Origin of the sequence: Streptomyces longispororuber, from assembly GCF_024448165.1 — a bacterium.
GTDB classification, from domain to species: Bacteria; Actinomycetota; Actinomycetes; order Streptomycetales; family Streptomycetaceae; genus Streptomyces; species Streptomyces longispororuber_A.
On record NZ_JAMOLN010000144.1, the window covers coordinates 1 to 26,895 of the forward strand.

A 26,895-nucleotide genomic window follows, 5' to 3' on the forward strand; every position below is an offset into this window, starting at 1 on the left:
CGTCACCACCGCCCTCGTCCTCGGCGCCACCGCCTGCGGCGGCACCACCAAGGACGACGCCAACAAGGAGGACGCCAAGTCCGCCGCCGCGGGCAAGGCCGACCCGAACGCCGCCACCAAGAAGGGCCTCACGGTCGCCTTCCTGCCCAAGCAGGTCAACAACCCGTACTTCACCACCTCCGACAACGGCGGCAAGAAGGCGCTGCAGGAGCTCGGCTCGACGTACAAGGAGGTCGGCACCAGCAGCGGCACCGACACCTCAGGACAGGTCTCCTACGTCAACACCCTCACCCAGCAGCAGGTCGACGGCATCGCCGTGTCCGCGCAGGACCCGGGCGCCCTGTGCACCGCGCTCAAGCAGGCCATGAAGAACGGCGTCAGCGTCGTCACCTACGACTCCGACACCAAGGCCGACTGCCGCAACGTCTTCGTCTCGCAGGCCAGTGCCGAGGACCTCGGCCGCACCCAGGTGCAGCAGATCGCGAAGCAGATCGGCGGCAAGGGCGAGATAGCGATCCTCTCGGCGGCCCAGACGGCCACCAACCAGAACACGTGGATCGACTACATGAAGGACGAGCTGAAGAAGCCCGAGTACAAGGACATCAAGCTGGTCAAGACGGCGTTCGGCGACGACGACGCCCAGAAGTCGTTCCAGCAGACCCAGGGCCTCCTCCAGGAGCACCCGAAGCTGAAGGGGATCATCTCCCCGACCACGGTCGGCATCAAGGCCGCCGCCCAGTACCTGTCGGGCTCGAAGTACAAGGGCAAGGTCAAGCTGACCGGCCTCGGCACCCCCAACGACATGCGGGCCTACGTGAAGAACGGCACCGTCGAGGCGTTCGAGCTGTGGGACCCGGCCAAGCTGGGCGCGCTCGCCGCGCACACCGCAGTCGCCCTGGAGTCCGGCCAGATCTCCGGCAAGGAGGGCGAGACGTTCAAGGCCGGTGACCTCGGCGAGTTCACCATCGAGAAGGACGGCGTCGTCTCCCTCGGCAAGCCGACCGTCTTCGACAAGTCGAACATCGACCAGTTCAAGTTCTGATCGCCCAGGGGGTGTTGATGCAGCGCGTCTGTTTTCTGCTCAAGGTCAAGGCCGACCGGATCGAGGAGTACCGGGCCCGCCACGCGGACGTGTGGCAGGAGATGCGGGAGGCCCTGACCGCCACCGGCTGGCACAACTACTCCCTCTTCCTGCGGGACGACGGACTGCTCGTCGGCTATCTGGAGACGGAGGACTTCGACGCGGCGCGCGCCGCGATGGACGCCACCGAGGTGAACGCCCGCTGGCAGGCCGAGATGGGCGCGTTCTTCGAGGCGCTGGACGGGCAGGCACCGGACGCCGCGATGCGGCCGCTCACCGAGGTCTTCCACCTTGCGTGAGCGCTCGACGGTCGGCATCAAGGACGTGGCGCGGGTCGCGGGAGTCTCCGTGGGCACCGTCTCCAACGTCCTCAACCAGCCGCACCGCGTCTCCGAGGCCACCCGTCACCACGTCCGGCAGGTCATCGCCCGGCTCGGCTACGTCCGCAGCGAGTACGCACGACAACTGCGGGCCGGGCACAGCCGGATCATGGCGCTGCTCGTCCTCGACATGGGCAACCCGTTCTTCGTCGACATCGCGCGCGGCGCCGAGCGTGCCGCGCGCGACGCCGGGCTCGGCGTCATGGTCTGCAACAGCGCCCAGAACCCGGCCGAGGAGGCCGAGTACCTCTCCCTCTTCGCCGAACAGCGGGTGCGCGGCGCCCTGATCACCCCCGCCGACCCGAGCGGGGCGACGCTGCGCGACTTCCGGCGCCACGGCATTCCCTACGTCGTCGTGGACCGGGTCGCCGGCGACGAGGAGGGGTGCTCGGTGGCGGTCGACGACGTGTCGGGCGGCGCCCTGGCGATCCGCCACCTCCTCACCGGCGGGCACCGCGCCCTCGCCTTCGTCAGCGGCCCGCCGCACCTGCGGCAGGTGCAGGACCGCAGGGAGGGCGCCCTCAAAGCGCTCGCCGAGGCGGGCCTGCCCGCCACACTGCTGCGCGAACTGCCCACCGAGCGCCTGGACGTGGCGGCGGGCCGCGACGCGGGCGCCCGCCTCCTCGGCCTCGCCGACCGGCCCACCGCCGTCTTCTGTGCCAACGACCTGCTCGCCCTCGGCGTCCTCCAGGCCCTCTACACGGCCGGGATACGGGTGCCCGACGACATGTCGATCGTCGGCTACGACGACATCGAGTTCGCGGCGGCCGCCACCGTCCCCCTCACCTCGGTCCGGCAGCCGGCCCTCACCCTCGGCACCATCGCCGCGGACCTGCTGCTCCAGGAGACGGGGGAGCGGGCGTCCGCGCACCGCCATCAACACGTCGTGCTGCGGCCGGAGTTGGTGGTGCGCGGATCGAGCAGGGCGTGGGGGTGACGCGCGTGCGGGGCGGGCCGCTCAGGCCCGGACGGATGCCGTCGAAGGTGCGGCCGGCGCCCTCGGCCTCGGCCCGGGCCCGGAGATCCAGGGTGTCGAGGGGGCGGGCCGCGCCGGCCCGCCCCCTCACCCGCTGCTTCCCGCGCGTCAGCGCACGGTGCTGGTCACCCGGTACCGTCCCGCCGCCACCCGGTACGTCGCCCGTCCGTCCGCGAAGCCCTCAAGACGCACCCCGTCCACCTCGGCCAGCGGCGTCCGGCCCTCGCGCACCGCGTTCGCCGACACCGCCGGCAGGGTCAGCGTCGCCTCGGTGCCGGCGGGCACGACCGCCTCGTACGTCAGCGTGCCGTCCTTGGCCAGCGACCATCCGCTGGTGATCTCGCCGTACGGGGACAGGTGCCGGGCGGACACCTTCGTGATGCCGCCCGTCGGGTCGACGTGCGGCTGCAGCCGGAAGCGGCGGAAGCCGGGGTGCTCGGGATCCCGGGCGATGCCCGCCATGTACGCGTACATCCACTCCATGATCGCGCCGTACGAGTAGTGGTTGAAGGAGTTCATCTCGACCGGCCCGAACCCGTCCTCCTTCGAGTACGAGTTCCAGCGCTCCCACACCGTCGTCGCGCCGTTCTCCACCGAGTACAGCCAGGACGGCATCGCGTTCTGGTGCAGCAGCGCGTACGCCAGGTCGGCGCGGCCCTCGTCGGTGAGGACGGGCGCGAGGACGTTCACGCCGAGGAAGCCGACGGAGAGCGTGTTCTCCGCGTACTGCACGCGAGCGCTGTCCGGATGGGCGGCCTTGTACGCCGCGTCGTTGCCGATGTTGTCCGCCAACAGGCCGACCAGCGCGCGGCGTTGGGCCTGCGTGTCGTAGAAGCCGAGCTTGAGCACCCACAGCAGCGCCGACTGGCTGTCGTCCTCGGGGTCACCGCCCATCGGCGGCTTCCCGCCGATGCTCGACCGCACGGTGATCCGGTCGCCGTCGACCTCCACGTACTTCGCCATGAACGCGCGCCGGATGTTGCCGAACAGCTCGTCGTAGGCCTTGCCCTCGGCGTCCCGCCCGGTGGCCCGCGCCATCTGCGCCATCAGCCGCACGCTGTACGCGTAGTAGACGTCGCTCATCAGCTGGGTGCCGGTGTTCTGGAACGCCAGCCAGTCGGCGAAGATCGCCCCCTGCCCCGCGTACGTGTCCCCGCCCTTCCGCTCGATCCAGGCGATGTACCGGACCATCGCGTCCCAGCTGCGGTCGACGATCGTCGTGTCGCCGCTCATCTGCCAGACCGTCCACGGCACGATCACCCCGCAGTCGGCCCAACCGCTGCACGGCGCCGCCGCGTTGTACCGGTTGCCGGGCGCCACGGCGGTGAACTGGGCGCCGTCCACGCCGTAGATCCGCTGCGACTCGACGAGGATGTCCTCGAAGTGGCTGAGGAACGGCACGGCGTCCGCGTTGTAGAGGCCGGTGCTCGAGAAGACCTGGGTGTCGCCGGTCCAGCCGAGCCGCTCGTCGCGCTGCGGGCAGTCCGTCGGCACCCACAGGTAGTTGCCGCGCTGGCCCCAACGGACGTTGCTGATCAGCTGGTTGACGGCGTCGTTGTCGGTGGAGACGTCTCCGATGTCCCGGATCGCGGACGTGCCGACCCGGCCGGTCAGGCCGGAGACGGTGACCTCGGCGCCGGGCGTCGTCACCTCCACCGAGACGTACCGGAAGCCGTAGAAGGTCAGCGCGTCCTGATGGTTCTCGCCGTCCTGCGCGCCCTTGAGCGTGTACGTGCTGGTGGCCTTGGCGCTGCGCAGGTTGGCCCGGTACAGGGAGCCGACCGGGCCGTCCGCGCCCGCGCTGTCGTCGTTGAGCATCTCGCCGAACCGCACGACGACCTGGGCGCCCGCGGGGCCGCGCAGCGTGTAGCGGGGGACACCGACCATGTTCTGGCCGAGGTCGAAGACGGCGGTGTCGCCGGGGCGCAGGGTGACCGGGCCCGGCTCTCTCGTGGTCGAGCGGGCCGGGTCGGGCACGATCCGGCCCTTGCCGTTGGCGCTCGACGACGCGCCGGTGACCTCGTCGTAGACGGTGACCGACTGCGGGCGGCGGTCCCACTTCGCCATCAGGCGGGCGCTCTCGCCCGGGTAGGCGACGAGCTTCGCGTCGGGGAACTTCCCGGCGTAGCCGACCAGTTCGACGTCGGACCAGCCCCGGGCGTCGAAGCCGTTCGCCGTCCAGCCGTCGATCTCCTGGCGCGCGTCGTACGTCTCGCCGTCGTAGATGTCGTCCGCGCGGTACGGGCCCGTGTCGGTGGCCCGCCAGCCGTCGCCCGGCTTCGTGACGAGCGTCTGCGTCGATCCGTCGGCGTACCGGATCAGCAGCTTGGCCTTGAGGGCGAGCGGGTTGCCGTCCTTCGAGTAGTAGGTGCTGCCGTCGGAGACCCGGCTGTTGTACCAGCCGTTGCCGAGGACCGCCGCGAGCGTCACCGCACGCCCGCCGTCCGCGACCAGGTCCGTGACGTCGTATGTCAGGTAGTTCACGGTCATGTCGTAGTTGGTCCAGCCCGGCGTGAGCAGTTCGGCCGTGCGGCCGCCGTCCTGCGGGACGGTGACGCGCTCGCCGTTGAGGTACGCGACGTAGACGCCGAGCGCCGAGATGTACAGCCGGGCCTCGCGCACCGCCTTGCCCCGGGTGAGGGCGGCCTCGGCGCGCAGCAGCGGCGCGCCCGCCGAGTTCGGCGCCTTGCCCTTCATGCCGATCCACTGCGCGCCGTCCCAGCCGGTCACCCCGTCGGAGCTCAGCAGCGCCGTCTCGAACCACGCGGGGGACGCGGTGCCGACCGGGCGGCCCTTGCCGTCCCAGACGGTCACCGTCCAGAAGTACCGCACGGACGGCCGCAGTCGGGGCCCGTCGTACGCCACGGCCACCGAGTCGGCCGACGCCACGCGCCCGCTGTCCCACACGTCGGCGCGCGCCGACGTGAGCCGCGACGGCGCGGACGCCACGAGGATCCGGTACGCGCCCTGGGTGAGGCCCCGGCCCGGGGCGCCGATGCGCCAGCCGAAGCGGGGGCGGGCCGCGTCGGTGCCCAGCGGGTCGGTGCGGTGCTCGACGGTCAGGCCGGTGACGGCGCCGCCACCGTCGGCCGGCGGTGCGGCCTGGGCGGGGGCGGCGCTCGCGAACGTGCCGGCGGCGGCCACGACGGGCACGGCGCCCGCGGTCGCGGCGAGCACGGTCCTGCGGCGGATGTCGCTGCTCATCTGTCAGGTTTCCCTTCGACGGTGAAGGTGCTCTGTGACGTGCAGGGTCGGTGCGGTGCGGTCCTGGTCGGTGGAGTGGGGGGTCAGGTGCGTACGGTCGCGCGCGCGTACGGCACGAGGCGGACGGGGCCGGTCAGTCCGTAGTCCTGCCGCTTGGCGCCGCCGAACACGTCGGGGCGGGCGACCCGGAGCCGGTTGAGCAGCGTCGTCGCCACCTCGATCTCGATGGTGTGGGTGCCGGGCCGCAGCCGGGCGCCGAGGTCGGCGACGCGGGTGAGCTGGTCGACGGGCGGCAGGTCGTGGCCGTCGACGCGCACGGTGAACGTGTCGAAGACGCCGCCCAGTTCGAGCAGCGCGCCGTGCCGTGCCGGGTCCCAGTCGTCGCCCAGGCGGACCGTGGTGCGGTAGCGGCCGATGCCGGAGACGTCCTCCAGACCGGGCAGCCGCGTCCAGGGCGCCAGCGTGTCCAGCGTCAACTCGCGCTGCTCATGGGCGGTTTCGGTGGCGCTCGCACCCGGCCGCCAGTCGTCCACGGTCAGCGTCCACGCGGTGAGCGGCACGGGGGAGGGCACCGCGCCGACCGTCGTGGTGACCGTCCGGCCGTCGTCGAGGGTCGTCGTGTACGTGCCCGCGGCCGACGCCCTGATCTCCAGGTGACCGCCCTCGCGGACCCGGACGTCGTCGGCCTGCGTGGCGACGGCGTGCCGTTTCGGCGCGACGCCGGACGGCCGGGCCAGGACGATGACGGTGACCGCGCCCGGCTGCAGGTCGACGGTGAGGCGGAACCGGCCGTCGGCGGTGCGCGTATACCGGGCGACCGGGGTGACGTCGCCCGTCCACGGGTCGAGGCGGTACGGGATCGCGCCCTTCACGTGGGCGGTGAGCGTGACGTCGTGCGTGATGCGGGTCCCGGTCGAACCCTTCTTGCTGACCGCGTCGTTGGCGAAGAAGTAGTGGTCGGCGTCGTCGGCCACGCGGTGGGCGTGCAGCAGCATCGACGCCTGCGCGTACTCGACGTCACGGGTCAGGCCGAGCGCGGCGATGGCCGCCGGGACGTCGGGGCGGTCGGCGACCGTGTGGACGGTGTCCAGCTCCTGGAGTTCGGCGATGAGTGCGCGCAGCCGCTCGTTGTCGCCCGGCCCGGCGAGGCCGGGGACGTGCGCGTCGGACCAGTCGCCGATGACGATGACGGGCAGGCCCGCCCGCGCGTACCCCAACAACTTGTCAGCAACGTCGAGTTGGAGCGTGTGCTCCCGGCCGATCATGATGTCGCCGTCGACGACCAGCGCCTTGAGCGCGGGCCCGTCCGGGGCCAGGCGCCCGTCGCGGACGACCGCGGAGGGCAGGCCGAGCAGTCGGGGGCTGAGGAAGGTGTGTGTCCAGCCGACGGGGACGCCGTCACTGGTGAACCAGGGCGCGCCGAGCCCGGACCCCGCGTAGCCCTTCTGCCGCATGATCCCGACGTCGACCGTGTTCACGCCGGTCTGCAGCACCTGCTGCACCCGGGCCAAGAACCCCGCGACCTGCGGCGTGTGCCGCCACAGCGGCTGACGCGGCCCCCACGCCTCGCCGTACCCGGCGGCCCCCTTGTACGGCGAGAACGCGGCGAAGCCCGGCCACTGGGCGCCCGGCGCGTCCGCGTACCCGAAGCCGTGGAAGACGGCCTGATTGACCCCGGCCGCGTACTGCGTGACCAGCTTCTTCAGGGTGTCGGTCCACGTGGTGGCGTAGGCGCCGCCGGCCGTGCCGCCCGCCTCGTTCGACACCAGCGGCCGGCCGCCCATGTCGCGGCCGCCCGCCAGGCAGCGGAAGTCGTCCAGGTTCTTGAAGCCGAGGGACTCGCCCTCCGTGACGTCGAGCAGCGCCGACTTGTAGACGGCGTCGGTCTCCAGGCCGTACGGCTGGATCCGCAGCTTCAGCCCCAGCGTGTGCGCCCACTTCTGCAGCGGCCGCAGGTGATGCTCCACGTACAGCTCGGTGACGACCTCCATCACGTCGCGCCGGACCGCCTTGTCGAGCGACGACTCGAAGCTGAAGGCGTACTTCTCCTTCTTCTCGACGAACGTCGCCAGGTGGGGGAGCAGCGAGTAGCCCATGCGGCGCTCGAACTCGGCGGGCAGCGCCGGGGTCCACAGCGTCGCGTCGGTCTCGATCTCGATGGAGTCCTCGAAGAGCGTGCCGCCCGTCTCCTTGAGCAGGCCCCGGATCGTCGGGGTGAGGATGTGCCGCTCCCAGAAGTCGGTGACCGCGCGGGTGCCCGAATCGCTGAAGTGGTCCACGACATAGGCGAGGGGAGTGGTGTGGTCGCGGCCCTCCGGCCGCTGGCCCGAGCCGCGCTCCCAGTACGCGACGAGCAGCCAGATCGCCCCGTCGTCGGGTGCGGTCCAGGCGAGCCGTCCGCCGCTCACCCGGCCGGTGACGTCGGTGACCGTGTCCCGGTCGAGGCGGACCGGCACCGCCGTCGGCGTGCTGCCCGCCGACACCCGCACGCCCTGGACGAGCAGCAGCCGCTGGTCCGTGACCCCGTCCCCGGCCTCACTGACGGCGGCCGGAACCGGCCCGTCGTACGCCGCTCCGGACGCCAGCACGGCGACGCCGTGGGCGAGTTCCTGCGACGCGGCCCGGCTGTCCGGCGTGATCGACGGCACCGCGGCCGGCCAGGCGGGGCCGATCGTCAGGTCCACCACCACGTCGCGCTTCTTCGCCTCGCGCAGCGCCGCCTCCACGGCCGCGCGCCAGGCCGGGGTGCCCCAGCCGTACCGGACCGTGTCGAGCTGCTCGTCCATGCTGTGCGTGACGGCCGCGATCTCCACACCGCCGAAACCGGCCGCCGCGATCTGCCGGATCTCCCGGGCGATCTCACCGGTGTCGACCAGCGCGTCGGGCCACCACCAGCGGAACTTGGGGCGCACGGCGGGCGCGGGTGACGGTGCGCGGACGGGCGCCGGGCCGGCGGCGTCCGCGACGGCCGGCACCGCCCCGGTCCACGGCAGCGCCGTCGCCGCCCCGGCCAGGGCGCCCATTCTCAGCACGGTCCGACGGCGCAGGCTCATGACTCTCCTCGTTCCTGGTCATGCGGCGGTTGAACGGTTTCAAACGATTCAATGTGGGGTGGAGGAACCTACGTGCAGCCGTGACTGCTGGCAAGAGGTGTGCACCAAGCGCACCTGTGCAAGTGGATTGACAGGCGGTGCGGCCTCGCGCAGAGTTGCCGACGGTGCGGAGCGAAACGATTCAAGTCCTGCTGGTCGTCGCCCTGTTGGCCACCCGCCGGGTGCGCCCGCCGCACCGCACCCTCCCTGTCGTACGGACGCGCAAAGGAGCCGCCGCATGCCCGGACCGGAGCTGACCAGACGCCACTTCGTCGCGGGAACGGGGGTGGCGGCCGGCGTCGTGCTGGGGCTCGCGCCCGGCACGGCGGGCGCGGCCGCCACCGGACCGTCCGGCTCGCCCGCATCGCCTGGTTCGCCCGGACCGGCCGGAGCATCCGGACCCGCGCTCGCCGAGTTCGATCTGTCCGACGTGACCCTCCTCGACAGCCCGTTCCGCGCCAACATGCGCCGTACGTGCGCCTACTTGAAGGCCGTCGACCCCGACCGGCTCCTGCACACCTTCCGGACGAACGTCGGCCTGCCCTCCGCCGCCGAACCCTGCGGCGGCTGGGAGGCGCCGGACGTCCAGCTGCGCGGACACACCACCGGGCACCTCCTGTCGGGCCTCGCGTTCGCCCACGCCAACACGGGCGACGACGCGTACGCCGCCAAGGCCCGTCACCTCGTGGCCGCGCTCGCCGAGTGCCAACGCGCCGCGCCCGCAGCCGGGTTCACGGACGGATACCTGTCCGCCTTCCCCGAGAAGGTCTTCGCCGACCTGGAGGCGGGCGGCAAGCCCTGGGCGCCCTACTACACGATCCACAAGATCATGGCCGGACTCCTCGACCAGTACCGGCTCTCCGGGAACGCCCAGGCCCTCGACGTCCTCACGGGAATGGCCGGCTGGGTCGAGGCACGCATGGCCCCCCTGGACGCCACCCAGGTGCGCAACGTCCTGCGCGTGGAGTGGGGCGGCATGAACGAGGTGCTCGCCGCCCTGCACCTGGCCACCGGCGACGCGACCGCGCTGCGCACCGCGCGCCGCTTCGACCAGGAGGACCTCTTCGGTCCGCTGGCCGACGGACGCGACGAACTCGAAGGACACCACGCCAACACCGAGATCGCCAAGATCGTCGGCGCGGCCAGGCTGTACGACGCCACGGGCGAGGAGCGCTACCGGTCGATCGCCGCGCACTTCTGGGACATCGTTGTCCACGACCACTCGTACGTCATCGGCGGCAACTCCAACCAGGAGTTCTTCGGGCCGCCCGGCGAGATCGTCAGCCGGCTCTCCGAGGACACCTGCGAGAACTGCAACACCTACAACATGCTCAAGCTCGGCCGCCGCCTGTTCCTGCACGACCCGGACCGGGCCGCGTACATGGACCACCACGAATGGGCCCTGTACAACCAGATGCTGGGCGAGCAGGACCCCGACTCCGCACACGGCTACGTCACGTACTACACGGGCCTGTGGGCCGGATCGCAGCGGCAGCCCAAGGGCGGCCTCGGCTCCGCGCCCGGCAGCTACAGCAGCGACTACGACAACTTCTCCTGCGACCACGGCACCGGCCTGGAGACCCACACCAAGTTCGCCGACACCGTCTACTTCAGATCGACGGGGACGGGACGCGCCGCCGCCCTGTACGTCAACCTGTTCATCCCGTCCGAAGTGCACTGGCGGGACACCGGAGTGACGCTGCGTCAGACCGGTGGCGGGCCGGACACGGACGCCCCGGTGCGGATCACCGTCACCCGCGGCGCGGCCCGCTTCCGGCTCAAGGTGCGGGTCCCCGGCTGGCTCGCCGACGCCGACCGGCCCCGCCCGCCGCGCGTGACGGTCAACGGGCGCGCCGTCGACACGTCCGACGCCGCACCGCGCACGTACCTGACCCTCGACCGGCACTGGTCCGCCGGCGACACCGTCGAGCTCACCTTCCCCCGCACCCCGACCTGGCGACCCGCCCCAGACAACCCGCACGTGCGGGCCCTCACCCACGGACCCCTGGTCCTCGCCGGGGCGTACGGCACCGTCACCTCACCCACGATCCCCACCCTCGACCGCGACTCCGTACGCCAAGTCACCCCGGGCAGATCAGAGTTCACCGCCGTGCAGGCCGACGGCACCGAGATCTCCCTGCGCCCCTTCCACCAGATCCACCACCAGCACTACAACGTCTACTTCGCGACGCCACCACGGCCGGGACGCCCCCGCGAGACCGCGCGCTACCTCCTCGCCGAGGGCGCCGGCACCGCGGTCGCGGACGGCACCCGCGGCCACCCCGACGGACTGCTCTCCGGCGGCGCCGCCTGGACCACGGGCCGCGACGGACGCACCGCGGCGGTCGCCCTCGACGGAACCGGCGGCCACGTCGCGCTGCCGCCCGGCCTGATCACCGGACTCACCGAACTCACCGTCAGCGCCTGGGTCCGCGTCGACACCCAGACCAACTCGGCCCGCGTCTTCGACCTCGGCTACCACAAGGCGACCTACCTCTTCCTCGCCGTCCGCACCGGAACCGGGCGGCCCCGTGCCGCGCTGAAGATCGCCGGGATGGAGGGCGAGGACTTCGTCGACGCGAACGCACCCCTGCCGACCGGCAGTTGGGCGCACGTCGCGCTGACCGTCGGCGACGGCAGCGGCGTCCTGTACGTCGACGGCGTCGAGGCGGGCCGCAACGACGCCTTCGTCTCCTCGCCGCTGCTGCTCGGCGCGACGGCCCGCAACTACCTCGGCCGCTCCCAGAACCCCAGCCACCCGTACCTGCACGGCGCCGTCGCCGGATTCCGCATCCACAACCGGGCACTGCCCGCCGCCGACGTCGCGGCGCTCGCCCGCGCCTGAGCCGCCCGACCCTCCTGGAGAAGGACCCGCCATGCCCGCACCGCACCCCGCCCTGTCCAGACGCGGCTTCGTCGCGCTCTCCGCCCTGACCGCCGCCGCCCTCACCGGCGGCCTGCCCACGCTCGCCCACGCCGACGGCGCCGCCGGCTTCGACGCGGCCGGCTTCGCCGACCCGCGCCGCGACAGCCGGCCCGCCGTGTACTGGTACTGGAACGGCCCCGTCACCCCCGAACTCGTCGACACCCAGCTGGCCGACCTGCGGGCCAAGGGCCTCTACGAGGTCGTCGTCTTCCCCTACGACAACGCGGAGATGCAGCCCGCCTTCTTCACCGAGGGCTGGTTCGACATCGTCGGACACGTCCTGGAGACCGCCGAGAAGACCGGCATGAAGGTGTGGCTGTTCAACGACAACCACTTCCCGAGCGGACGCGCCGGATACTTCGTCACCAACGGCGGCACCGTCGGCTCCCGGACCTACGAGCCGCGCCCCGACCTGCGGCTCAAAGGCCTGTGGCGGTCCACCGCCGTCGTCCAGGGGCCGGCCACCGTACGCCTGGCGGAGACCACCGGGGTCGGCGTCGACACCGGACAGCTCATCGCCGACGCCGCCGTCCTCGCCGGCCCCGCCGTGCTGCGCACGGGCACCGACTGGGGCGACTGCACCGTCACCGCGAGCGCCAGGCCCGACGTGCTCGCCGCCGGACTGCTGGTGCGCGCCGCGCCCGACGGACGCGACGGCATCCTCGTCGAGTTCGACCAGACCGGCGTCGTCACCCAGTCCCGCGTCGCCGACGGCACGGCCACCCAGCTCGCCCGGTCCACCCGCACCGACGGCTTCAACAAGACCAAGTTCCACACCCTCGCCGTCACCGTGAGCGGCGCGACCGTCTCCGTCACCCTGGACGGCAAGGACAAGGGCACCGTCACCGAACAGACGTCCGGCCACCACGGCGTCGGCGTGCACGCCCGCGACGGCCAGCGCGCCCTGTGGGAGGAGCTGACGGTGACCGGCGCCGACGGCGCCACCCTCTACACCCAGACCTACGACGACTCGTCCGCCGCCGGGGACTTCGCGGCCAGGACCGCGCCGAAGAGCGCGCCCGCACCCGCCGCGGCGACCGCCCGCCCGGTCGGGACGAGCGACGCGGCCGACCTCGTGGACCTCACCGGCCGCCTCAGGGAAGGCAGTTGGCGGGTCCCGGCCGGCGCCTGGCAGATCGACCTGTTCGGCGGCATCGACCTCACCGACGACTCGACGGGCTACGCCCGCGGCTACCTCGACCTCCTCGACGACGAACCCGCCGAGCTGTTCCTCGACATCGTGCCCGGCGAGTACCACCGCCGCTTCCGCCGCTACTTCGGCACCGTCGTCAAGGGCTTCTGGGACGACGAACCCTTCATCGCCTCCGCCCAGCCGCACTCCTTCAAGCGCCGCCCCTGGTCGCCCGCGCTCGCCGCCGCCCTCGACGCCGTCGGCGCCGCACCGGGCCCCGCGTACGCGAGCGCCTTCGACGACCTCGGCGAGCGCGGCCGGGTGCTGCGCGGACGGTACTGGCAGGCCGTCTCCGACCGGTTCTCCCGCTACTTCGAGAAGCAGTCCGAGTGGTATGCCGAGCGCGGTGTCCGGCTCATCACCAACCCGCTCTACGACGAGACGGCCCCGTCCAAGCGGATCGCCTCCACCGGCGACCTCCACAAGATCAACCAGTGGGCGCAGGTGCCGGGCGGCGACTGCATCACCGCCGAGTACGAGCTGAACACCCCCACCATGGACCCCCGCAACCCGGCCTCCGTCGCCCACCAGACCGGCCGGCCACGCGTCCTCATGGAGATGTTCGGCAACATGGGCTGGCAGATCGCCCCCGACTTCATGCGGGCCCTCGTCGGCGCGTACGCCACCCGTGGCATCAACCTCGCCGTCCTGCACGCCCTGTGGACCGACGAGACCCACGTCTACTTCGCGCCGCCGTTCGGCCCCCGCAACCCCTGGTGGTGGTCGATGCCGCCGGTCTCCGCATGGATCGGACGCGTCATGGAACTGGCCCGCGGCACCTCCGCCGCCCGCACCGCGCTCCTCCAACCCCAGCGCGCCGCCGAGCAGTTCACGACCACGGCGCGCATGGGCGAGGTCGACGGCGCCTTCGCGGACGCCGCCTACGCCCTGGAACGCGCGCAGGTCGACTTCGACCTGGTCCACGAAGGCGCCCTCAGCGGCGACCGGGCGCTCCTGGCGCACGCGGAGACCGACGGCGGGCTGCTGCGGGTGGGACGGGCCGCCTACGAACTCGTGGTGGTGCCCGCGACCCCCGTCCTGGACACCGCGACCGTCCGCACCCTGACCGCGTTCGCCCGGTCCGGCGGCACCGTCGTCGCCGTCGGCGCACCGGCCGCGCTCGCCGCCGACGGGGACGACGCGGCGCTCGCCCGCGAGCTCGGCAAGCTGTTCAAGGGGACGCGGGCCGTACGGGTCGACGAGCCGGACGGCCTGGCCGACGTGGCGAGCGCGGCGTCCGTGCGGGCCGCCGTCCTCGAACCCGCCGCCGACGCCGTCCGCGTCCTGCGCACCACGCGCGGCGCCGACACCGCGTTCCTGTTCAACAACGAGAGCGGCACCCGGGTCGGCACCACGGCCCTGCTGCCCGCGCACGGCGAACCCGAGCTGTGGGACCCGGCCACCGGCACGGTGAGGCCCGCCCCCGTCCGCGGCCTGCCCACCCGGGACGGCGTCCGGCTGCCGCTGGTCCTCGACCCGTACGAGACGCTCGCCGTCGTCGTGCGCCACCGGGCCGCCGCCACCCCGTACATCACCGACGCCGATGGGCTCCCGGTCGCCGCCGTGACCCGGGTCCGCAAGGGGCTGCGCGTCACCGCCCGCGCCGAACGGCCCGGCACCCACCGCCTCACCGGCCGTGACGGCGACCGCACCTACGCGGGAAGCGTCGAGGTCACCGACCCGCTCACCCCGATCCCCGTCGACGGCGACTGGACCCTCACCCTCGCCGCGGACGGCGCGGAACCGGTGACCCGGCCCCTCGGCACCTGGAGCGACCTCGCGCCCCTCCACTCCGGCAGCGGCACCTACACCAAGGACATCGCCCTCGACGCCGCCGCGCTCACCGGACGCCGTCTCGTCCTCGACCTCGGCTCCGTCCGCGAGGTCGCCCAAGTCACCGTCAACGGCAAGGAGTTCGGCCCCGCCCTCTGGGCTCCGTACACCGTGGACGTGACGGACGCACTCAAGCCCGGCAGCAACCGGATCGCGGTCCGGGTCTCCAACACCCTCTCCAACGAACGCAAGAAGCCGCTGCCCTCCGGACTGCTCGGCCCGGTCGTCCTGCGCCCCGGCCGCCCCCTCACCGTCGACCTCGCGCCCGCCCGCGCCTGACCCAGGAGGCCCACCGCCATGACCCGACGCAGACACTCCCTGCTGCTCGCGACCGCGCTCACCGCCCTGGTCACCGTCGCCCCGTCCGCCACGGCCGCCCCCGCCGCACGGAGCACGGCGGCCGAGCTGCGCACCCAGCACCTGGCCGACGCCCTCGGCATCGACGACACCACACCCGAACTGAGCTGGCAGCTGCGCGGCGCCGCTCAGAGTGCCTACCGCGTCCAGGCCGCCACCAGCCGCGCCGCACTCGCCGCCGGGCGCGCCGACCTGTGGGACTCGGGCAAGGTCGGTTCGACCGTCCCGCAGACCACGTACGCGGGGCGCGGCCTCGGCTCCCGCACCCGCGTGTACTGGCGGGTCCAGCTGTGGGCGCCGGGCGCCGCCCGCGCCGCCGACTGGAGCGCACCCGCCGTCTTCGAGACGGGCCTCACCGAGGCGAAGGACTGGTCCGCCGACTGGATCACCCACCAGGACTGGGAGCTCGGCAGGCGCACCGTCGAGCCGGTGACCGTCACCCTCCCACGGACCACCGCACGCTACGTACGCCTCGACGTGACGAAGCTGGGCCTGCCCCTCGCCGACGACTTCCCGGCCCTCGCTCACCGCCTCCAGCTCGCCGAGATCGAGGTCCGCGACTCCGGCACGCCCGGCACCGACCTCGCCGAGGGCGCCACCGTCACCGCCTCCGAGACCGACACCGAACGCAAGGTGTGGGAACCGAAACTGGCGGTGGACGGCCTCACGAACAGCGCCTGGTCGCAGGCCGCCGGCTACCAGAGCCCGGCCCACACCGGCCCCGACGCGCCCGTCACCCTCACCCTCGACCTCAAGGAGGCCAGTACCTTCGACCAGGTCGTCCTGTACCCGCGCGCCGACGTCCTCACCGACGACGGCCGCGTCCCCGGCTTCCCCGTCGACTACGCCCTGTCCACCGCGGACACGGCCGACGGCCCGTACGCGACCGCGGCCCGGGTCACCGGCCAGCGCCCGCCCACGCCCTACCTGCCCTCCGGACTCCCGCTTTTCAGCAAGGACTTCACGCTCCCCAAGGGCGTCCGCTCGGCCCGGCTCTACGTGGCGGGCCTCGGCGTGTACGACGCGCACCTCAACGGCAAGCCCGTCGGCGACGCCGTCCTCGAACCCGCCAACACCGACTTCGCCGACCGAGTCCAGTACGCCACGTACGACGTGACCCGCCAACTCCACGGCGGAACAAACGAGTTGGCCGTCGAACTCGGCAACGGCATCGCCAACCAGCTCTCCACCGCAGACCGCTACCGCAAGCTCTACGGCAACCGGTCCGACCCGAAACTGATCGCCCAGCTGGAGATCACCCTCGCCGACGGCAGCGTCCGCCGCATCGGCACGGGCACCGACTGGCGCACCACGCTCGGCGCCACCACGTCCTCGAACTGGTACGGCGGCGAGGACTACGACGCGCGCCGCGTCCCCACCAGCCGCCACCCGGCCTGGGAACAGGCGACGGAGGTCGACGCCGCCGACGCGCCCGCCACCCTCAGCGCCCGCGAGACCGAACCCGTCCGCGTCGTCGAGACGCTCGACGGCACCGAGGTGAGCGGCGCGGCCGAGGGCAGCCGGATCTTCGACCTCGGCCGCAACATCGCGGGCTGGCCCGAGCTCACCGTCACCGCCCCCCGCGGCACCACGATCCGCGCCTACCCCGCCGAGAGCCTCAAGAACGGCCACGCCGACCAGTCCATCAGCAACGTCGGCGCACCCCTGTGGGACAGCTACACCACGGGCAGTGCACGGACCGAGACCTGGCACCCCAAGTTCAGCTACCACGGCTTCCGTTACGTCGAGATCCGTGGCCTCCCCGAAGGCGCCGAGGTCTCCGTGCGCGGCAAGGTGCTGCGCGCCGACAACGCTTCCGCGGGCACCTTCACCAGCTCGAACGACCTCATCAACGGCATCCACCGGATCACCCGCCGGGCCGTCGAGGGCAACATGATGAGCATCCTCACCGACTGCCCCAGCCGCGAGAAGCTCGGCTGGCTGGAACAGGACCAGCTCGTCTTCCCCACCCTCGCCGCCAACTACGACATGCGGTCCTACCTCCGCAAGATCGTCCGCGACATGGCCGACGCCCAGACGACGGACGGCCTCGTCCCGTCCACCGTCCCCGACTACGTCCAGCTCGCCGGCACCTACCGCAACGACGCCAACTGGGGCGGCGCGTTCGTCCTCGTGCCCTGGCAGCTCTACACGACGTACGGCGACAAGGAGACGATGCGCGCCTACTACCCGCAGATGAAGAAGTACGTGACGTTCCTGGAGCAGAAGGTCTCCGGCGGCATCCTCGACTACTCGCTCGGCGACTGGTTCACCCCGGACAAGACGTTCCCCAAGGCGGTCTCCGGCACGTACGGCTACTGGCGCGTCGTGAACGCGCTCAGTGACATCGCCCGCGTGCTCGGCGAGGACGACGACGTGGCCACCTACCGGGCCAAGGCCGACACCAGCGCCAAGGCGCTGTCGGACGCCTACTACGACCAGGAGACGGGCACGTTCGGCGGCGGCGGACAGGGCGCCGAGGCCCTCGCACTCGACATGGGCGCCTACCCGGCGGGCCAACGCGCCCGGCTGCTCGCCCACTTGGTGTCCTCGGTCGAGGCCGCCGACCACCACCTGCTGCTCGGCGAGATCTCGCTGCCCGCCGCGTTCCGCGTCCTGTCCGAGGCGGGACGCGACGACGTCGTCTACAAGATCGCGACACGGACGACGTCCCCCAGCTACGGCTTCCAGGTCCTCGCCGGCAACACCGCGCTCGGCGAGAGCTGGGACGGCGGCTCCGGCCAGTCGCAGAACCACTTCATGCTCGGCGCGATCGACGCCTGGTTCACCCAGCGCCTGGCCGGGCTCGACCAGACGGCGGACTCGGTCGGCCAGCGGCACCTGCGCATCGCCCCCGCCGTCGTCGGCGACCTCACCTCGGCCCGCGCCACCCGCACCACCCCGTACGGCGAGGCGGCGACGCAATGGCGGCGCGACGGCGCCCGGTTGACCCTGACGGCGACCGTGCCGGCGGGCAGCACCGCCCGCGTCGAGATGCCCGTCAGCTCCGGCGACGTCCGGGCGCCGCGGGGCGCACGACCCGTCGGCGGCGCGGACGGCGTCGCGAGCTTCGAGGTGGGCGCCGGCACGTGGACGTTCACGTCGACGTACGAGCCGGCCGTGTGACCGGCCCGTCGGAGGCGGGGCGGCCGGGACCGCCCCGCCTCGCCCCGCCTCCGACGGTCCGACTGATCGAACAGGACGGGGCCGTCCCACGTACACTCCCCCCTGCCGCACCCGCTCACCTGGAGGACCGCACCCGATGGCACAGTCCGTGGGGATCAAGGACGTCGCCCGAGCCGCTGGGGTGTCCGTCGGTACGGTCTCCAACGTCATCAACCGACCCGACACCGTCGCCGACGAGACCCGGGCCCGGGTCGTCGCGGCCATCGACCGGCTCGGCTACGTCCGCAGCGAATCGGCGCGGCAGTTGCGCGCCGGCCGCAGCCGCATCATGGGCCTGCTCGTCCTCGACATGGGCAACCCGTTCTTCGTGGACGTCGCGCGCGGCGCCGAGCGCGCCGCCCGGGACGCCGGGCTCGGCGTGATGGTCTGCAACAGCGCGCAGAGCGTCGCCGAGGAGGCCGAGTACCTCTCCCTCTTCGCGGAACAGCGGGTGCGCGGCGTGCTCCTCACCCCGGCGGAGGCGACCGGGCGGACCGTGGAGCAGTTCCGCCGGCACGACATCCCGTTCGTGCTCGTCGACCGGGTCGCCGAGGGCGCCACCGAGTGCTCCGTCTCCGTCGACGACGTGAACGGCGGAGCGCTCGCCGTGCGCCACCTCGTCGACGCGGGCCACCGGAAGATCGCCTACGTGAGCGGGCCGCCCGCCCTCAACCAGGTGAAGGACCGCAGGCAGGGCGCGCTGCGGGCGCTCGACGAGGCCGGACTGCCCGCCGGCGCGCTGCACGAACTGCCCACCGAACGCCTGGACGTGGCGGCGGGCCGCGACGCGGGCGCCCGCCTCCTCGGCCTCGCCGACCGGCCCACCGCCGTCTTCTGCGCCAACGACCTGCTCGCCCTCGGCGTCCTCCAGGCCCTGTACGCGGCCGGGGTGCGGGTGCCCGAGGACATCGCGATCGTCGGCTACGACGACATCGAGTTCGCCGCCGCGGCGGCCGTCCCGCTCACCTCCGTGCGCCAGCCCGCCGTCACCATGGGCGCCCTCGCCGCCGACCTCCTCCTGGAGGAGATCGACGCCGCCGACCACGGCAGCCGCCACGAACACCGCCGCGTCGTGCTCCAGCCCGAGCTCGTCGTCCGGGGGTCCAGCCTGGGCCCGCGCTGACGCCGGACGGGGCCATGTGCTGAACTGGGCGGCGGGCCCGGACGTCCGCATACCGGGCCGCCCGCACCGTCATCCGTACTGGAGTCGCTTTGAGCGCCGCGCGTTACCGACAGGCCGGGGTCGTCCTCACCGACCGCCGCTTCTCCGTCCCGCTGGACCACACCGCCCCCGACGGCGAGCGGATCGAGGTGTACGCGCGCGAGGCCGTCGCCGCGGGCCGCGAGGACGAGGAACTGCCCTGGCTCGTCTACCTCCAGGGCGGTCCCGGCTTCGGCGCCAACCGGTTCTCCGGCAAGCAGGCCTGGCTCGGCCGCGCCCTCCAGGACCACCGCGTCCTCCTCCTCGACCAGCGCGGCACGGGCGCCTCCACGCCCGTCAACCGCCAGACGCTGCCGCTGCGCGGCGACGCCCACGCGCAGGCCGAGTACCTCACGCACTTCCGTGCCGACTCGATCGTCCGCGACTGCGAGCTGATCCGCCACGAGGTCACCGGCGGTGCGACCTGGACCGTGCTCGGCCAGAGCTTCGGCGGCTTCTGCGCCGTCCGCTACCTGTCGGCCGCCCCCGAGGGCCTCACCGCGGCCCTCATCACCGGCGGCCTGCCCACCCTGGACGGCCACGCCGACGACGTCTACCGCGCCGCCTTCCCGCGCATCGAGCGCAAGGTCCGCGCCCACTACGCCCGCTACCCGATGGACGTCGAGCGGGCGCGGGAGATCGCCACGTACGTCCTGGAGCACGAGCCGGCCCTGCCCAACGGCTACCGGCTGACGCTGGAGGCGTTCCAGTCCCTTGGCATCTGGCTCGGCGGGAGCGACGGCAGCGACCGGCTGCACCACCTCCTGGAGGACGCGTTCGTCCGGACCCCCGCGGGGCGCGAACTGTCCGACGCGTTCCTGGAGCAGACGGCGGCCGCACTGTCGTACGCGGCCCACCCGCTGTACGCCGTGGTGCACGAGGCCATCTACGCCCAGGGCGGGCGGGCCACGGACTGGTCGGCGGAGCGGGTGCGCGGCGAGTTCCCGCAGTTCGACGGCGAGAAGACGCTGGCGTCCGGCGGGCCGCTGCTCTTCACGGGCGAGTCCGTCCACCCGTGGCAGTTCGACCTCGACCCGGCACTGCGGCCACTGCGCGAGGCCGCCCACCTCCTGGCGTCCCGCACGGAGTGGGCCCCGCTGTACGACCCGGTCCGGCTGGCCGCCAACGAGGTGCCGGTGGCGGCGGCCGTCTACCACGACGACATGTACGTCGACACGGAGCACGCCCTGCGCACGGCCGCCGCGATCCGCGGCCTGCGCCCCTGGGTCACGAACGAGTTCGAACACGACGGCCTCCGAGCCGGCGGCCCACGCGTCCTCGACCGGCTCCTCGGGATGGTGCGCGGCGAGGTGTGACGTGACGCGGCTTCCCCCTGGCCAGGGTCGGGGGGAAGCCGGGCGGTGCGGGGCATGGACGACGTCCTGAATGCGCGTCCGTGGGGAACACTTCATTCCGGCCGGGCTTCACGGGCTGTAGCCCGTCGAACCGACCCGCCGCGACATACGCTGGCCGCATGAGCCTGCCGGAATCGAATGCGAACCCGAACGCCCAGCTCCAGCCCATGCCGGAGGACTGGACGCGTGCCCTCGCGGTGGTTGCCCACCCGGACGACCTGGAGTACGGCTGCGCCGCCGCCATCGCCTCGTGGACCGACGCCGGACGCGAGGTCGGCTATGTGCTCGCCACCCGGGGCGAGGCCGGTATCGACACCCTCGAACCGGCCAAGTGCGGTCCGCTGCGCGAGCAGGAGCAGCGGGCCAGTGCCGCCGTCGTCGGCGTGGACACCGTCGAGTTCCTCGACCACCGGGACGGCGTCATCGAGTACGGCACTGCCCTGCGCCGCGACATCGCCGCCGCGATCCGCCGCCACCGCCCCGAACTCGTCATCACCCTCAACCACCGGGACACCTGGGGCGGCGTCTACTGGAACACCCCCGACCACGTCGCCGTCGGCCGGGCCACGCTCGACGCGGCCTCCGACGCGGGCAACCGGTGGATCTTCCCCGAGCTGACCGAGCAGGGCCTGGAGCCGTGGAACGGGGTGAAGTGGGTCGCCGTCGCCGGTTCCGCGCAGCCGACGCACGCGGTCGACGCCACGGACGGCCTGGAGCGATCGGTGCGCTCGCTGCTCGAACACCGTACGTACATCGAGGCGTTGACGGACGAGGACCCGGAGACCTACTGCCGTACGTTCCTCACGCAGAACGTGCAGGGAGCGGCCGAGAGGTTCGGCGGAAAGCCGGCCGTACCGTTCGAAGTGTTCAGCCGCTGAGGCCTGAGTCCCCTATCGTGGCGGGATGGCTGCCGAGCTGATCCGCATCGTCTCCCGTTCCTCCCCGATGGCCCTCGCCCAGGTGGAGCGCGTCCGCGCCGAACTCGCCGCGCTCCACCCGGACGTGCGCACCGAGGTCGTGCCCGTCACCACCAGCGGTGACAAGTGGATGGGCGACCTGTCGAAGCTCGGCGGCAAGGGTGCCTTCACCAAGGAGGTCGACCAGGCGCTCCTCGACGGGCACGCGGACCTCGCCGTGCACTGCCTGAAGGACATCCCCGCGGACCGGCCGCTGCCCGAAGGGTGCACGTTCGGGGCGTACTTGAAGCGCGACGACGTGCGGGACGCGCTGATCGACCCGGCCGGGCGGACGCTCGACGAACTGCCGGAGGGCACCCGCATCGGCACCTCGTCGGTCCGGCGGGTCGCCCAACTCGCCGCCAGCCACCCGCACGTGACGTGCGTGCCGATGCGCGGCAACGCCAACCGGCGGCTCCAGAAGCTCGCGGCGGGCGACGCGGACGTCCTGCTCCTCGCCCTGTCCGGCCTGGAGCGCATCGGGCGCACCGACGTCATCACCGACGTGCTCGCGCCGGAGCTGATGTGCCCGCCGATCGGGGCGGGGATCCTCGCCCTGCAGTGCCGGGCCGACGACGAGGCGACGCTCGACACGGTGAGCGGGCTCGGCCACCGGGACACCTGGCGGGAGGCGACGGCCGAGCGGATGTTCCTGCACGTGCTCCAGGGGCACTGCAACTCGCCGGTCGCCGGGTACGCGCGGGCCGAGCGCAGCGGCGATCTGTCGTTGCGGGCCTGTGTGTTCACGCCCGACGGGAAGCGGGTGCTGAACGCGCAGGAGTGGGCGGGGCCCCTCGACCCCGCCACCCTGGGCATGTCCGTGGCGGTCGCGCTGCTGCGGCAGGGGGCGCGCGAACTCATCGACGGCATCGAGCACTGACCGACGCGACCGCGCACCGGGGGCGCCGTGCGGCGCGCGGTCACTCCGTGGTCGGTCGCGGGACCTCCGCCGCGGTACGCGTCCCGCCCGGCAGCCGCAGCGCGGTCGCACCGACGGCGACCACCAGTGCCGCGAGCACCGTCAGGGTCGTCCCCATCGACGCCACGAAGTCCGTCCCGGACGCCAGCAGCGTCGTGGCGGTCGCCACCCCGAGCGTCGGCCCGACGTTCATCGCGGTCTGCTGCAGGCCGCCCGCCACCCCCGCCTCGCCCGGGGCGGCCCGGCGCACCAGGACCTCGGTGGCGCTGACCATCACCGTGCCGAAGCCCGTGCCCATCGCCAACGCGCAGGCCCCGACGGCCAGTCGGGTCGCCGAGGTGTCGAGCCGGCCGAACCCGAAGACCCCCGCCGCCATGAGCGCCATCCCCGCCGACGTCGTCGCCCGCGCCCCGGACCGGCGCAGCAGCACCGCGCTCAGCGGCGCCGCGAGCACCATGCACAGGGCGACGGGCAGCATCCGCAGGGCCGTGTCGAGCGGGTCGAGACCGAGCACGTCCTGCAGGAAGTACGTGGCCGTGAACAGCGTGCCGAACAGCGCCGCCGAGGCCGACAGCAGGATGCCGAGCGCCGCCGCCACGACGGGGGAGGCCAGCAGTGCGGGGGAGAGCAGCGGATGTGCCGTCCGGCGCTCGTGGACGACGAACGCCGCCCCGGCCGCGCACGCCCCGCAGGCCGCGAGCACCGCACCCGCCGACCAGCCCGCCCCCGGCACCGCGACCAGCGCCGTCACCAGGCAGGCGAGCGCCGACCCCAGCAGCAGCGCCCCGCCCGGATCCAGGCCGGCCGTGCGCGGCCGCGCCGCCGGCTCCCGGTCGCGTACGAGCAGGACGAGGAGGGCGATCGCCACGGCGGGCAGCACTCCGAGGAAGAACACCGAGCGCCAGCCGAGACGCGCCGTGAGCACCCCGCCGATCAGCGGACCGGCGGCCGCCGCGACACCGATGGCACTGGTCCGCAGGGCGATCGGCATGCCCAGCCGGTCCGGCGGGTACGCGGCGCGCAGCATGCCGAGCGTCGCGGGCTGCAGCAGCGCGCCGCACACACCCTGGGCGATCCGCAGTCCGATCACCCAGCCGACGCCGGGCGCGCACCCGATGCCCGCCGACGCCGCCGCGAACCCGAGCATGCCGTACGCGAAGAGCCGCCGGTGCCCGTACCGGTCGCCGAGCCGGCCCGCGAACACCAGCAGGCTCGCCACCGCGATCAGATAGCCGGTGCTGGTCCACTGGACCTGCGCGAGCGACGCCCCGAGGTCCCGCTGGAGCGCGGGCTGGGCGATGGTCAGGACCGTCCCGTCGAGCGCCACGAGGACCGCTCCCAGCACGCTCCCGGCGAGCGTGACCCGGCGGTGCAGGAGCCCCGCGCCGCTCATGTCCGCGGTCCCAGGTGGGCGTCGAGGACCGCGCGCAGCAGCGGCTCGACGTCGTCCGAACCGGCCGCCAGCTGCAGGCTGCCCCAGCCCCACAGCTGGGCGACCCCGTGCAGGTTCGCCCACAACGCGCCCGCGACGACGGCGGGTTCGGCCTGCGGGCGCACGACGGCGACCAGCTCCACCAGCATCCCGAACAGCGGCAGGCTGGTCTCGCGCAGCCCCAACTCGTTGCTCTCCAGCAGATCGTGACGGAACATCAGCTCGTACATGCCGCGATGGCGCGCCGCGAAGTCGAGATAGACGGCGGCGAGCGTCGCGATCCGGGCGCGCGGGTCCGCGTCACCGTCCCGCACCGCCTGTGCCACCCGCGCGCCGAGATCGGCGAAACCGCGCCGGGCGATCGCCGACAGGAGCTCCAGGTGCGTGGGGAAGTAACGCCGGGGCGCACCGTGCGAGACGCCCGCCCTGCGCGCGATCTCCCGCAGGGACAGGGCCCCCACGCCTTCGGCGTCCACCAGCTCCACGCCCGTACGGATGAGGCGGTCGCGGAGCCCGCCGCCGCTGTCGTCACTCTGCATAGACACTGTCTACCCCAGATGAGTAGACAGTGTCTACTCATCTGTCCGCCTCGCGTCCCTTCACTGTGCGGACGGCCCGCACTACGCTGCGCGCCGCCAGGCACGCCGACGGCCGGACAGGGGCGCCACATGATCGACATCACCGACACGGAGATCCCCGAGGGCGAGGCGTGCCGGGTACGGCTCGACGTCGAGAAGGGCGGCATCGGCGTGCTCACGCTCTGCCGTCCGGCCAAGCTCAACGCCTGGAGCTGGGAGTCCAGCCGCCAGCTCGGGGTGCTGACCGACCGGATCCGGTTCGACGACCGGATCCGCGTGGTCCTGCTGCGGGCCGAGGGGCGGGCCTTCTGCGCCGGCATCGACGTGACCGCGCCCGGCGGCGGGATCGAGGGCGACAGTGTGGCGGCGCGCAGCCGCGGCTACTACGAGGGGATCCGCTGGATCCACGAGCGGTTCGCCGCGTTCGCCCGCCTGCCGCAGCCCGTGGTCGCGGCCGTGCAGGGGTACTGCCTGGGCTTCGGCTTCGAGCTGGCCCTCATGGCGGACGTCAGGATCGCGGCCGACGACGCGGTGTTCGCCCTGCCGGAGGCCCGGCTGGGCGTCTCCGTCGACGCGGGCGGCGATCTGCGGATCGCACGCGAGGCGGGCGCCGGCTGGGCCAAGTTCCTCGCGCTCACCGGACGCCGCATCGACGCGGACACCGCGCTCCGGCTCCACCTGCTCCAACAGGTCGTGGAACCCGCGGAGTTGGAACAGGCCGCACGCGAGGTGGCCGCGGAGACCGCGGCGAACGCCCCGCTCGCCGTGCAGGCCGTGAAGCGCGACATCGACGCCTACGCCGACGCCGGACTCGACGCCGCTCTCGACCGGGTCGCCATGAGCGCCGCCCTCACCCTCACGTCGGACGACGCGACGGAGGGCTTCACCGCGCACGCCGGACGCAGGCCGCCGGAGTTCCGCGGCGCGTGAGGGTGCGTGAGGCAGCGGTCGGCCGGTGTGCCGCGCCGTACGCGTGGAGGCGGGTGATAATCCCGCCATGACCACCTCCTCGTACGACCCGCGCGCCCTGCTCGCCGAGAGCCGGCTCGGCGTCCTCGCCACCCTGAAGTCCGACGGCCGCCCCCAACTCTCCCCGGTCATGCCCTTCTACGACCCGGCGGCCGAGAAGCTCTACGTCTCGATGACCGAGGGCCGGGCGAAGACCGCGAACCTGCGCCGTGACCCGCGCGCCGCCCTGGAGGTCACCAGCCCCGACGGCCGCGCCTGGGCCACCGCCGAGGGCACGGTGGAGCTCGTCGGCCCCGGTACGGACCCGCACGGCCCCGAGGTCGAGGCCCTCGTCGCCTACTACCGCGAGGCCGCGGGCGAGCACCCCGACTGGGACGAGTACCGGTCGGTCATGGTGTCCGACCGCCGCGTGCTGATGACGATGACCGTCGACCACGTCTACGGCCGGCGGATCGGCTGAGCCGTGTCAGTCGGCCGCGAACGGCCCCCGCCCCAACTGCTCGCGCACCGGCACGACGGGAGCGTTGACCGGGCCGCGCCGCTGCCAGTTCGCCCCGTCCACCACGAGCGTGTGGCCGCTGACGAACCGGGCGTAGGGAGACGCCAGGAAGGTCGCCGCCCAGCCCAACTCCCGTGGCGCGCCCACCCGGAGAGCGGGCTGCCTGGACGCCGGGTCCTCGGCCCGGTCCAGGTTGCCGCGGATGTCGGGCGTCATGTCGTCGTGCGGCATGAGGCCCGGCACCAGCCCGTTGACCTGGATGCCGTACGGGCCCCACTCCACGGCCAGCGTCTCCACCAGGTTCTTCACGCCCGCCTTCGCCGCCGCGCTGTGCGCGAACCCCGGACCGCCCGTCCACGCGTACGACGCGCCGACCGCGATCACCGAACCGGGCGTCCCCGCGGCGAGGTGCCGGCGGGCGAACTCGCGGGTCATGAAGAACGTCCCGTTGAGCGTGATGTCGACGACCGAGCGCCAGCCGTTCGGCGTCAACTCCTCGGCGGGCACCGGGAAGTTGGCGGCCGCGTTGTTCACCAGGACGTCCGGGAGCTGCCCGTGCGCCGCCACCGCCGCGTCGAAGACCTCGGCGATCCGGCCCGCGTCACGGATGTCGCAGGTCGCCGCCGTGACCAGCCCCGCACCCTCGATCGCCGCCAACTCCTCGCGGGCGGGCGCCAGATGCTCCGCCTTGCGGCTCACGATCATGACGGCCGCGCCGAGCCGCGCGAACTCCGCCGCCACCGCCCGGCCGAGCCCGGTGCCGCCCCCGGTCACCAGGAC

At 73.1% G+C, this 26,895-nt stretch carries 17 protein-coding genes; 12 read left to right on the forward strand and 5 right to left on the reverse strand.

The features are described 5' to 3' along the window. The 3 genes from rhaS to M4J07_RS32395 form a co-directional block, all read left to right on the forward strand. On the forward strand, positions 1-1,042 hold a 1,042-nt coding region (rhaS, locus tag M4J07_RS32385; RefSeq protein WP_255977638.1), incomplete at its 5' end, for a rhamnose ABC transporter substrate-binding protein. A gap of 17 nt (positions 1,043-1,059) precedes the next feature. After that, on the forward strand, positions 1,060-1,380 hold the full coding sequence (locus tag M4J07_RS32390) for an L-rhamnose mutarotase (protein WP_255977640.1): 321 nt from the start codon (positions 1,060-1,062) through the stop codon (positions 1,378-1,380). Continuing rightward, positions 1,373-2,398, forward strand: coding sequence for a LacI family DNA-binding transcriptional regulator (locus M4J07_RS32395; protein ID WP_255977642.1), 1,026 nt, complete (start codon positions 1,373-1,375; stop codon positions 2,396-2,398). The genes M4J07_RS32390 and M4J07_RS32395 overlap by 8 nt, the downstream gene beginning before the upstream one ends. Before the next feature lie 147 nt (positions 2,399-2,545). Here M4J07_RS32395 and M4J07_RS32400 read toward each other — a convergent pair whose 3' ends face one another. After that, positions 2,546-5,641 (reverse strand): alpha-L-rhamnosidase, encoded by a 3,096-nt coding sequence (locus M4J07_RS32400; RefSeq protein ID WP_255977644.1) that lies wholly within the window; start codon positions 5,639-5,641, stop codon positions 2,546-2,548. An 83-nt stretch (positions 5,642-5,724) separates the two neighbouring features. Next, entirely contained in the window at positions 5,725-8,694 is a 2,970-nt protein-coding gene (locus M4J07_RS32405) for a glycosyl hydrolase (protein WP_255977646.1), read from the reverse strand. 277 nt (positions 8,695-8,971) lie between these two features. Here M4J07_RS32405 and M4J07_RS32410 point away from each other — a divergent pair, with 277 nt between their 5' ends. The 7 genes from M4J07_RS32410 (at position 8,972) to hemC (ending at position 22,598) form a co-directional block, all read left to right on the forward strand. Continuing rightward, positions 8,972-11,578: a beta-L-arabinofuranosidase domain-containing protein gene (locus M4J07_RS32410; protein WP_255977648.1), complete on the forward strand. Its 2,607-nt coding sequence runs from the start codon at positions 8,972-8,974 to the stop codon at positions 11,576-11,578. A 31-nt stretch (positions 11,579-11,609) separates the two neighbouring features. Further along, positions 11,610-14,963: a glycosylhydrolase-like jelly roll fold domain-containing protein gene (locus M4J07_RS32415; RefSeq protein ID WP_255977650.1), complete on the forward strand. Its 3,354-nt coding sequence runs from the start codon at positions 11,610-11,612 to the stop codon at positions 14,961-14,963. 18 nt (positions 14,964-14,981) lie between these two features. Continuing rightward, positions 14,982-18,167 carry a family 78 glycoside hydrolase catalytic domain gene (locus M4J07_RS32420; RefSeq protein ID WP_255977652.1) on the forward strand — a complete coding sequence of 1,062 codons (3,186 nt, stop codon included), beginning with the start codon at positions 14,982-14,984 and terminating at the stop codon, positions 18,165-18,167. 136 nt (positions 18,168-18,303) lie between these two features. Then, positions 18,304-19,329, forward strand: a complete 1,026-nt coding sequence (locus M4J07_RS32425; protein ID WP_255977654.1) for a LacI family DNA-binding transcriptional regulator — start codon at positions 18,304-18,306, stop codon at positions 19,327-19,329. A gap of 89 nt (positions 19,330-19,418) precedes the next feature. Continuing rightward, positions 19,419-20,723 carry an alpha/beta fold hydrolase gene (locus M4J07_RS32430; protein ID WP_255977656.1) on the forward strand — a complete coding sequence of 435 codons (1,305 nt, stop codon included), beginning with the start codon at positions 19,419-19,421 and terminating at the stop codon, positions 20,721-20,723. A gap of 158 nt (positions 20,724-20,881) precedes the next feature. Further along, positions 20,882-21,640, forward strand: coding sequence for a PIG-L deacetylase family protein (locus M4J07_RS32435; RefSeq protein ID WP_255977658.1), 759 nt, complete (start codon positions 20,882-20,884; stop codon positions 21,638-21,640). Positions 21,641-21,665: 25 nt separating this feature from the next. Next, entirely contained in the window at positions 21,666-22,598 is a 933-nt protein-coding gene (gene hemC, locus M4J07_RS32440; RefSeq protein ID WP_255977660.1) for a hydroxymethylbilane synthase, read from the forward strand. Between the two features lie 40 nt (positions 22,599-22,638). Here hemC and M4J07_RS32445 read toward each other — a convergent pair whose 3' ends face one another. Both M4J07_RS32445 and M4J07_RS32450 read right to left on the reverse strand, forming a co-directional pair. Then, positions 22,639-24,030, reverse strand: coding sequence for an MFS transporter (locus M4J07_RS32445; protein ID WP_255977662.1), 1,392 nt, complete (start codon positions 24,028-24,030; stop codon positions 22,639-22,641). Then, positions 24,027-24,608, reverse strand: coding sequence for a TetR/AcrR family transcriptional regulator (locus M4J07_RS32450; protein ID WP_255977664.1), 582 nt, complete (start codon positions 24,606-24,608; stop codon positions 24,027-24,029). Before M4J07_RS32450 ends, M4J07_RS32445 begins: the two co-directional genes overlap by 4 nt. A 129-nt stretch (positions 24,609-24,737) precedes the next feature. Between M4J07_RS32450 and M4J07_RS32455 the strand changes: the two genes are divergently transcribed. Further along, positions 24,738-25,577, forward strand: a complete 840-nt coding sequence (locus M4J07_RS32455) for an enoyl-CoA hydratase/isomerase family protein (RefSeq protein ID WP_255977666.1) — start codon at positions 24,738-24,740, stop codon at positions 25,575-25,577. Between the two features lie 67 nt (positions 25,578-25,644). Beyond that, positions 25,645-26,076 (forward strand): PPOX class F420-dependent oxidoreductase, encoded by a 432-nt coding sequence (locus M4J07_RS32460; protein ID WP_255977668.1) that lies wholly within the window; start codon positions 25,645-25,647, stop codon positions 26,074-26,076. Positions 26,077-26,082: 6 nt separating this feature from the next. On the opposite strand, the gene M4J07_RS32465 is transcribed toward M4J07_RS32460, so the two are convergent. Further along, the coding region (locus tag M4J07_RS32465) for an SDR family oxidoreductase (RefSeq protein WP_255977670.1) at positions 26,083-26,895 on the reverse strand (813 nt) is incomplete at its 5' end.

Coding starts and splice junctions, on each gene's coding strand:
- M4J07_RS32390 (WP_255977640.1), top strand. CDS start 1,060: ATGCAGCGCGTCTGTTTTCTGCTCAAGGTCAAGGCCGACCGGATCGAG.
- M4J07_RS32400 (WP_255977644.1), bottom strand. CDS start 5,641: ATGAGCAGCGACATCCGCCGCAGGACCGTGCTCGCCGCGACCGCGGGC.
- M4J07_RS32405 (WP_255977646.1), bottom strand. CDS start 8,694: ATGAGCCTGCGCCGTCGGACCGTGCTGAGAATGGGCGCCCTGGCCGGG.
- M4J07_RS32410 (WP_255977648.1), top strand. CDS start 8,972: ATGCCCGGACCGGAGCTGACCAGACGCCACTTCGTCGCGGGAACGGGG.
- M4J07_RS32415 (WP_255977650.1), top strand. CDS start 11,610: ATGCCCGCACCGCACCCCGCCCTGTCCAGACGCGGCTTCGTCGCGCTC.
- M4J07_RS32420 (WP_255977652.1), top strand. CDS start 14,982: ATGACCCGACGCAGACACTCCCTGCTGCTCGCGACCGCGCTCACCGCC.
- M4J07_RS32425 (WP_255977654.1), top strand. CDS start 18,304: ATGGCACAGTCCGTGGGGATCAAGGACGTCGCCCGAGCCGCTGGGGTG.
- M4J07_RS32435 (WP_255977658.1), top strand. CDS start 20,882: ATGAGCCTGCCGGAATCGAATGCGAACCCGAACGCCCAGCTCCAGCCC.
- hemC (WP_255977660.1), top strand. CDS start 21,666: ATGGCTGCCGAGCTGATCCGCATCGTCTCCCGTTCCTCCCCGATGGCC.
- M4J07_RS32445 (WP_255977662.1), bottom strand. CDS start 24,030: ATGAGCGGCGCGGGGCTCCTGCACCGCCGGGTCACGCTCGCCGGGAGC.
- M4J07_RS32450 (WP_255977664.1), bottom strand. CDS start 24,608: ATGCAGAGTGACGACAGCGGCGGCGGGCTCCGCGACCGCCTCATCCGT.
- M4J07_RS32455 (WP_255977666.1), top strand. CDS start 24,738: ATGATCGACATCACCGACACGGAGATCCCCGAGGGCGAGGCGTGCCGG.
- M4J07_RS32460 (WP_255977668.1), top strand. CDS start 25,645: ATGACCACCTCCTCGTACGACCCGCGCGCCCTGCTCGCCGAGAGCCGG.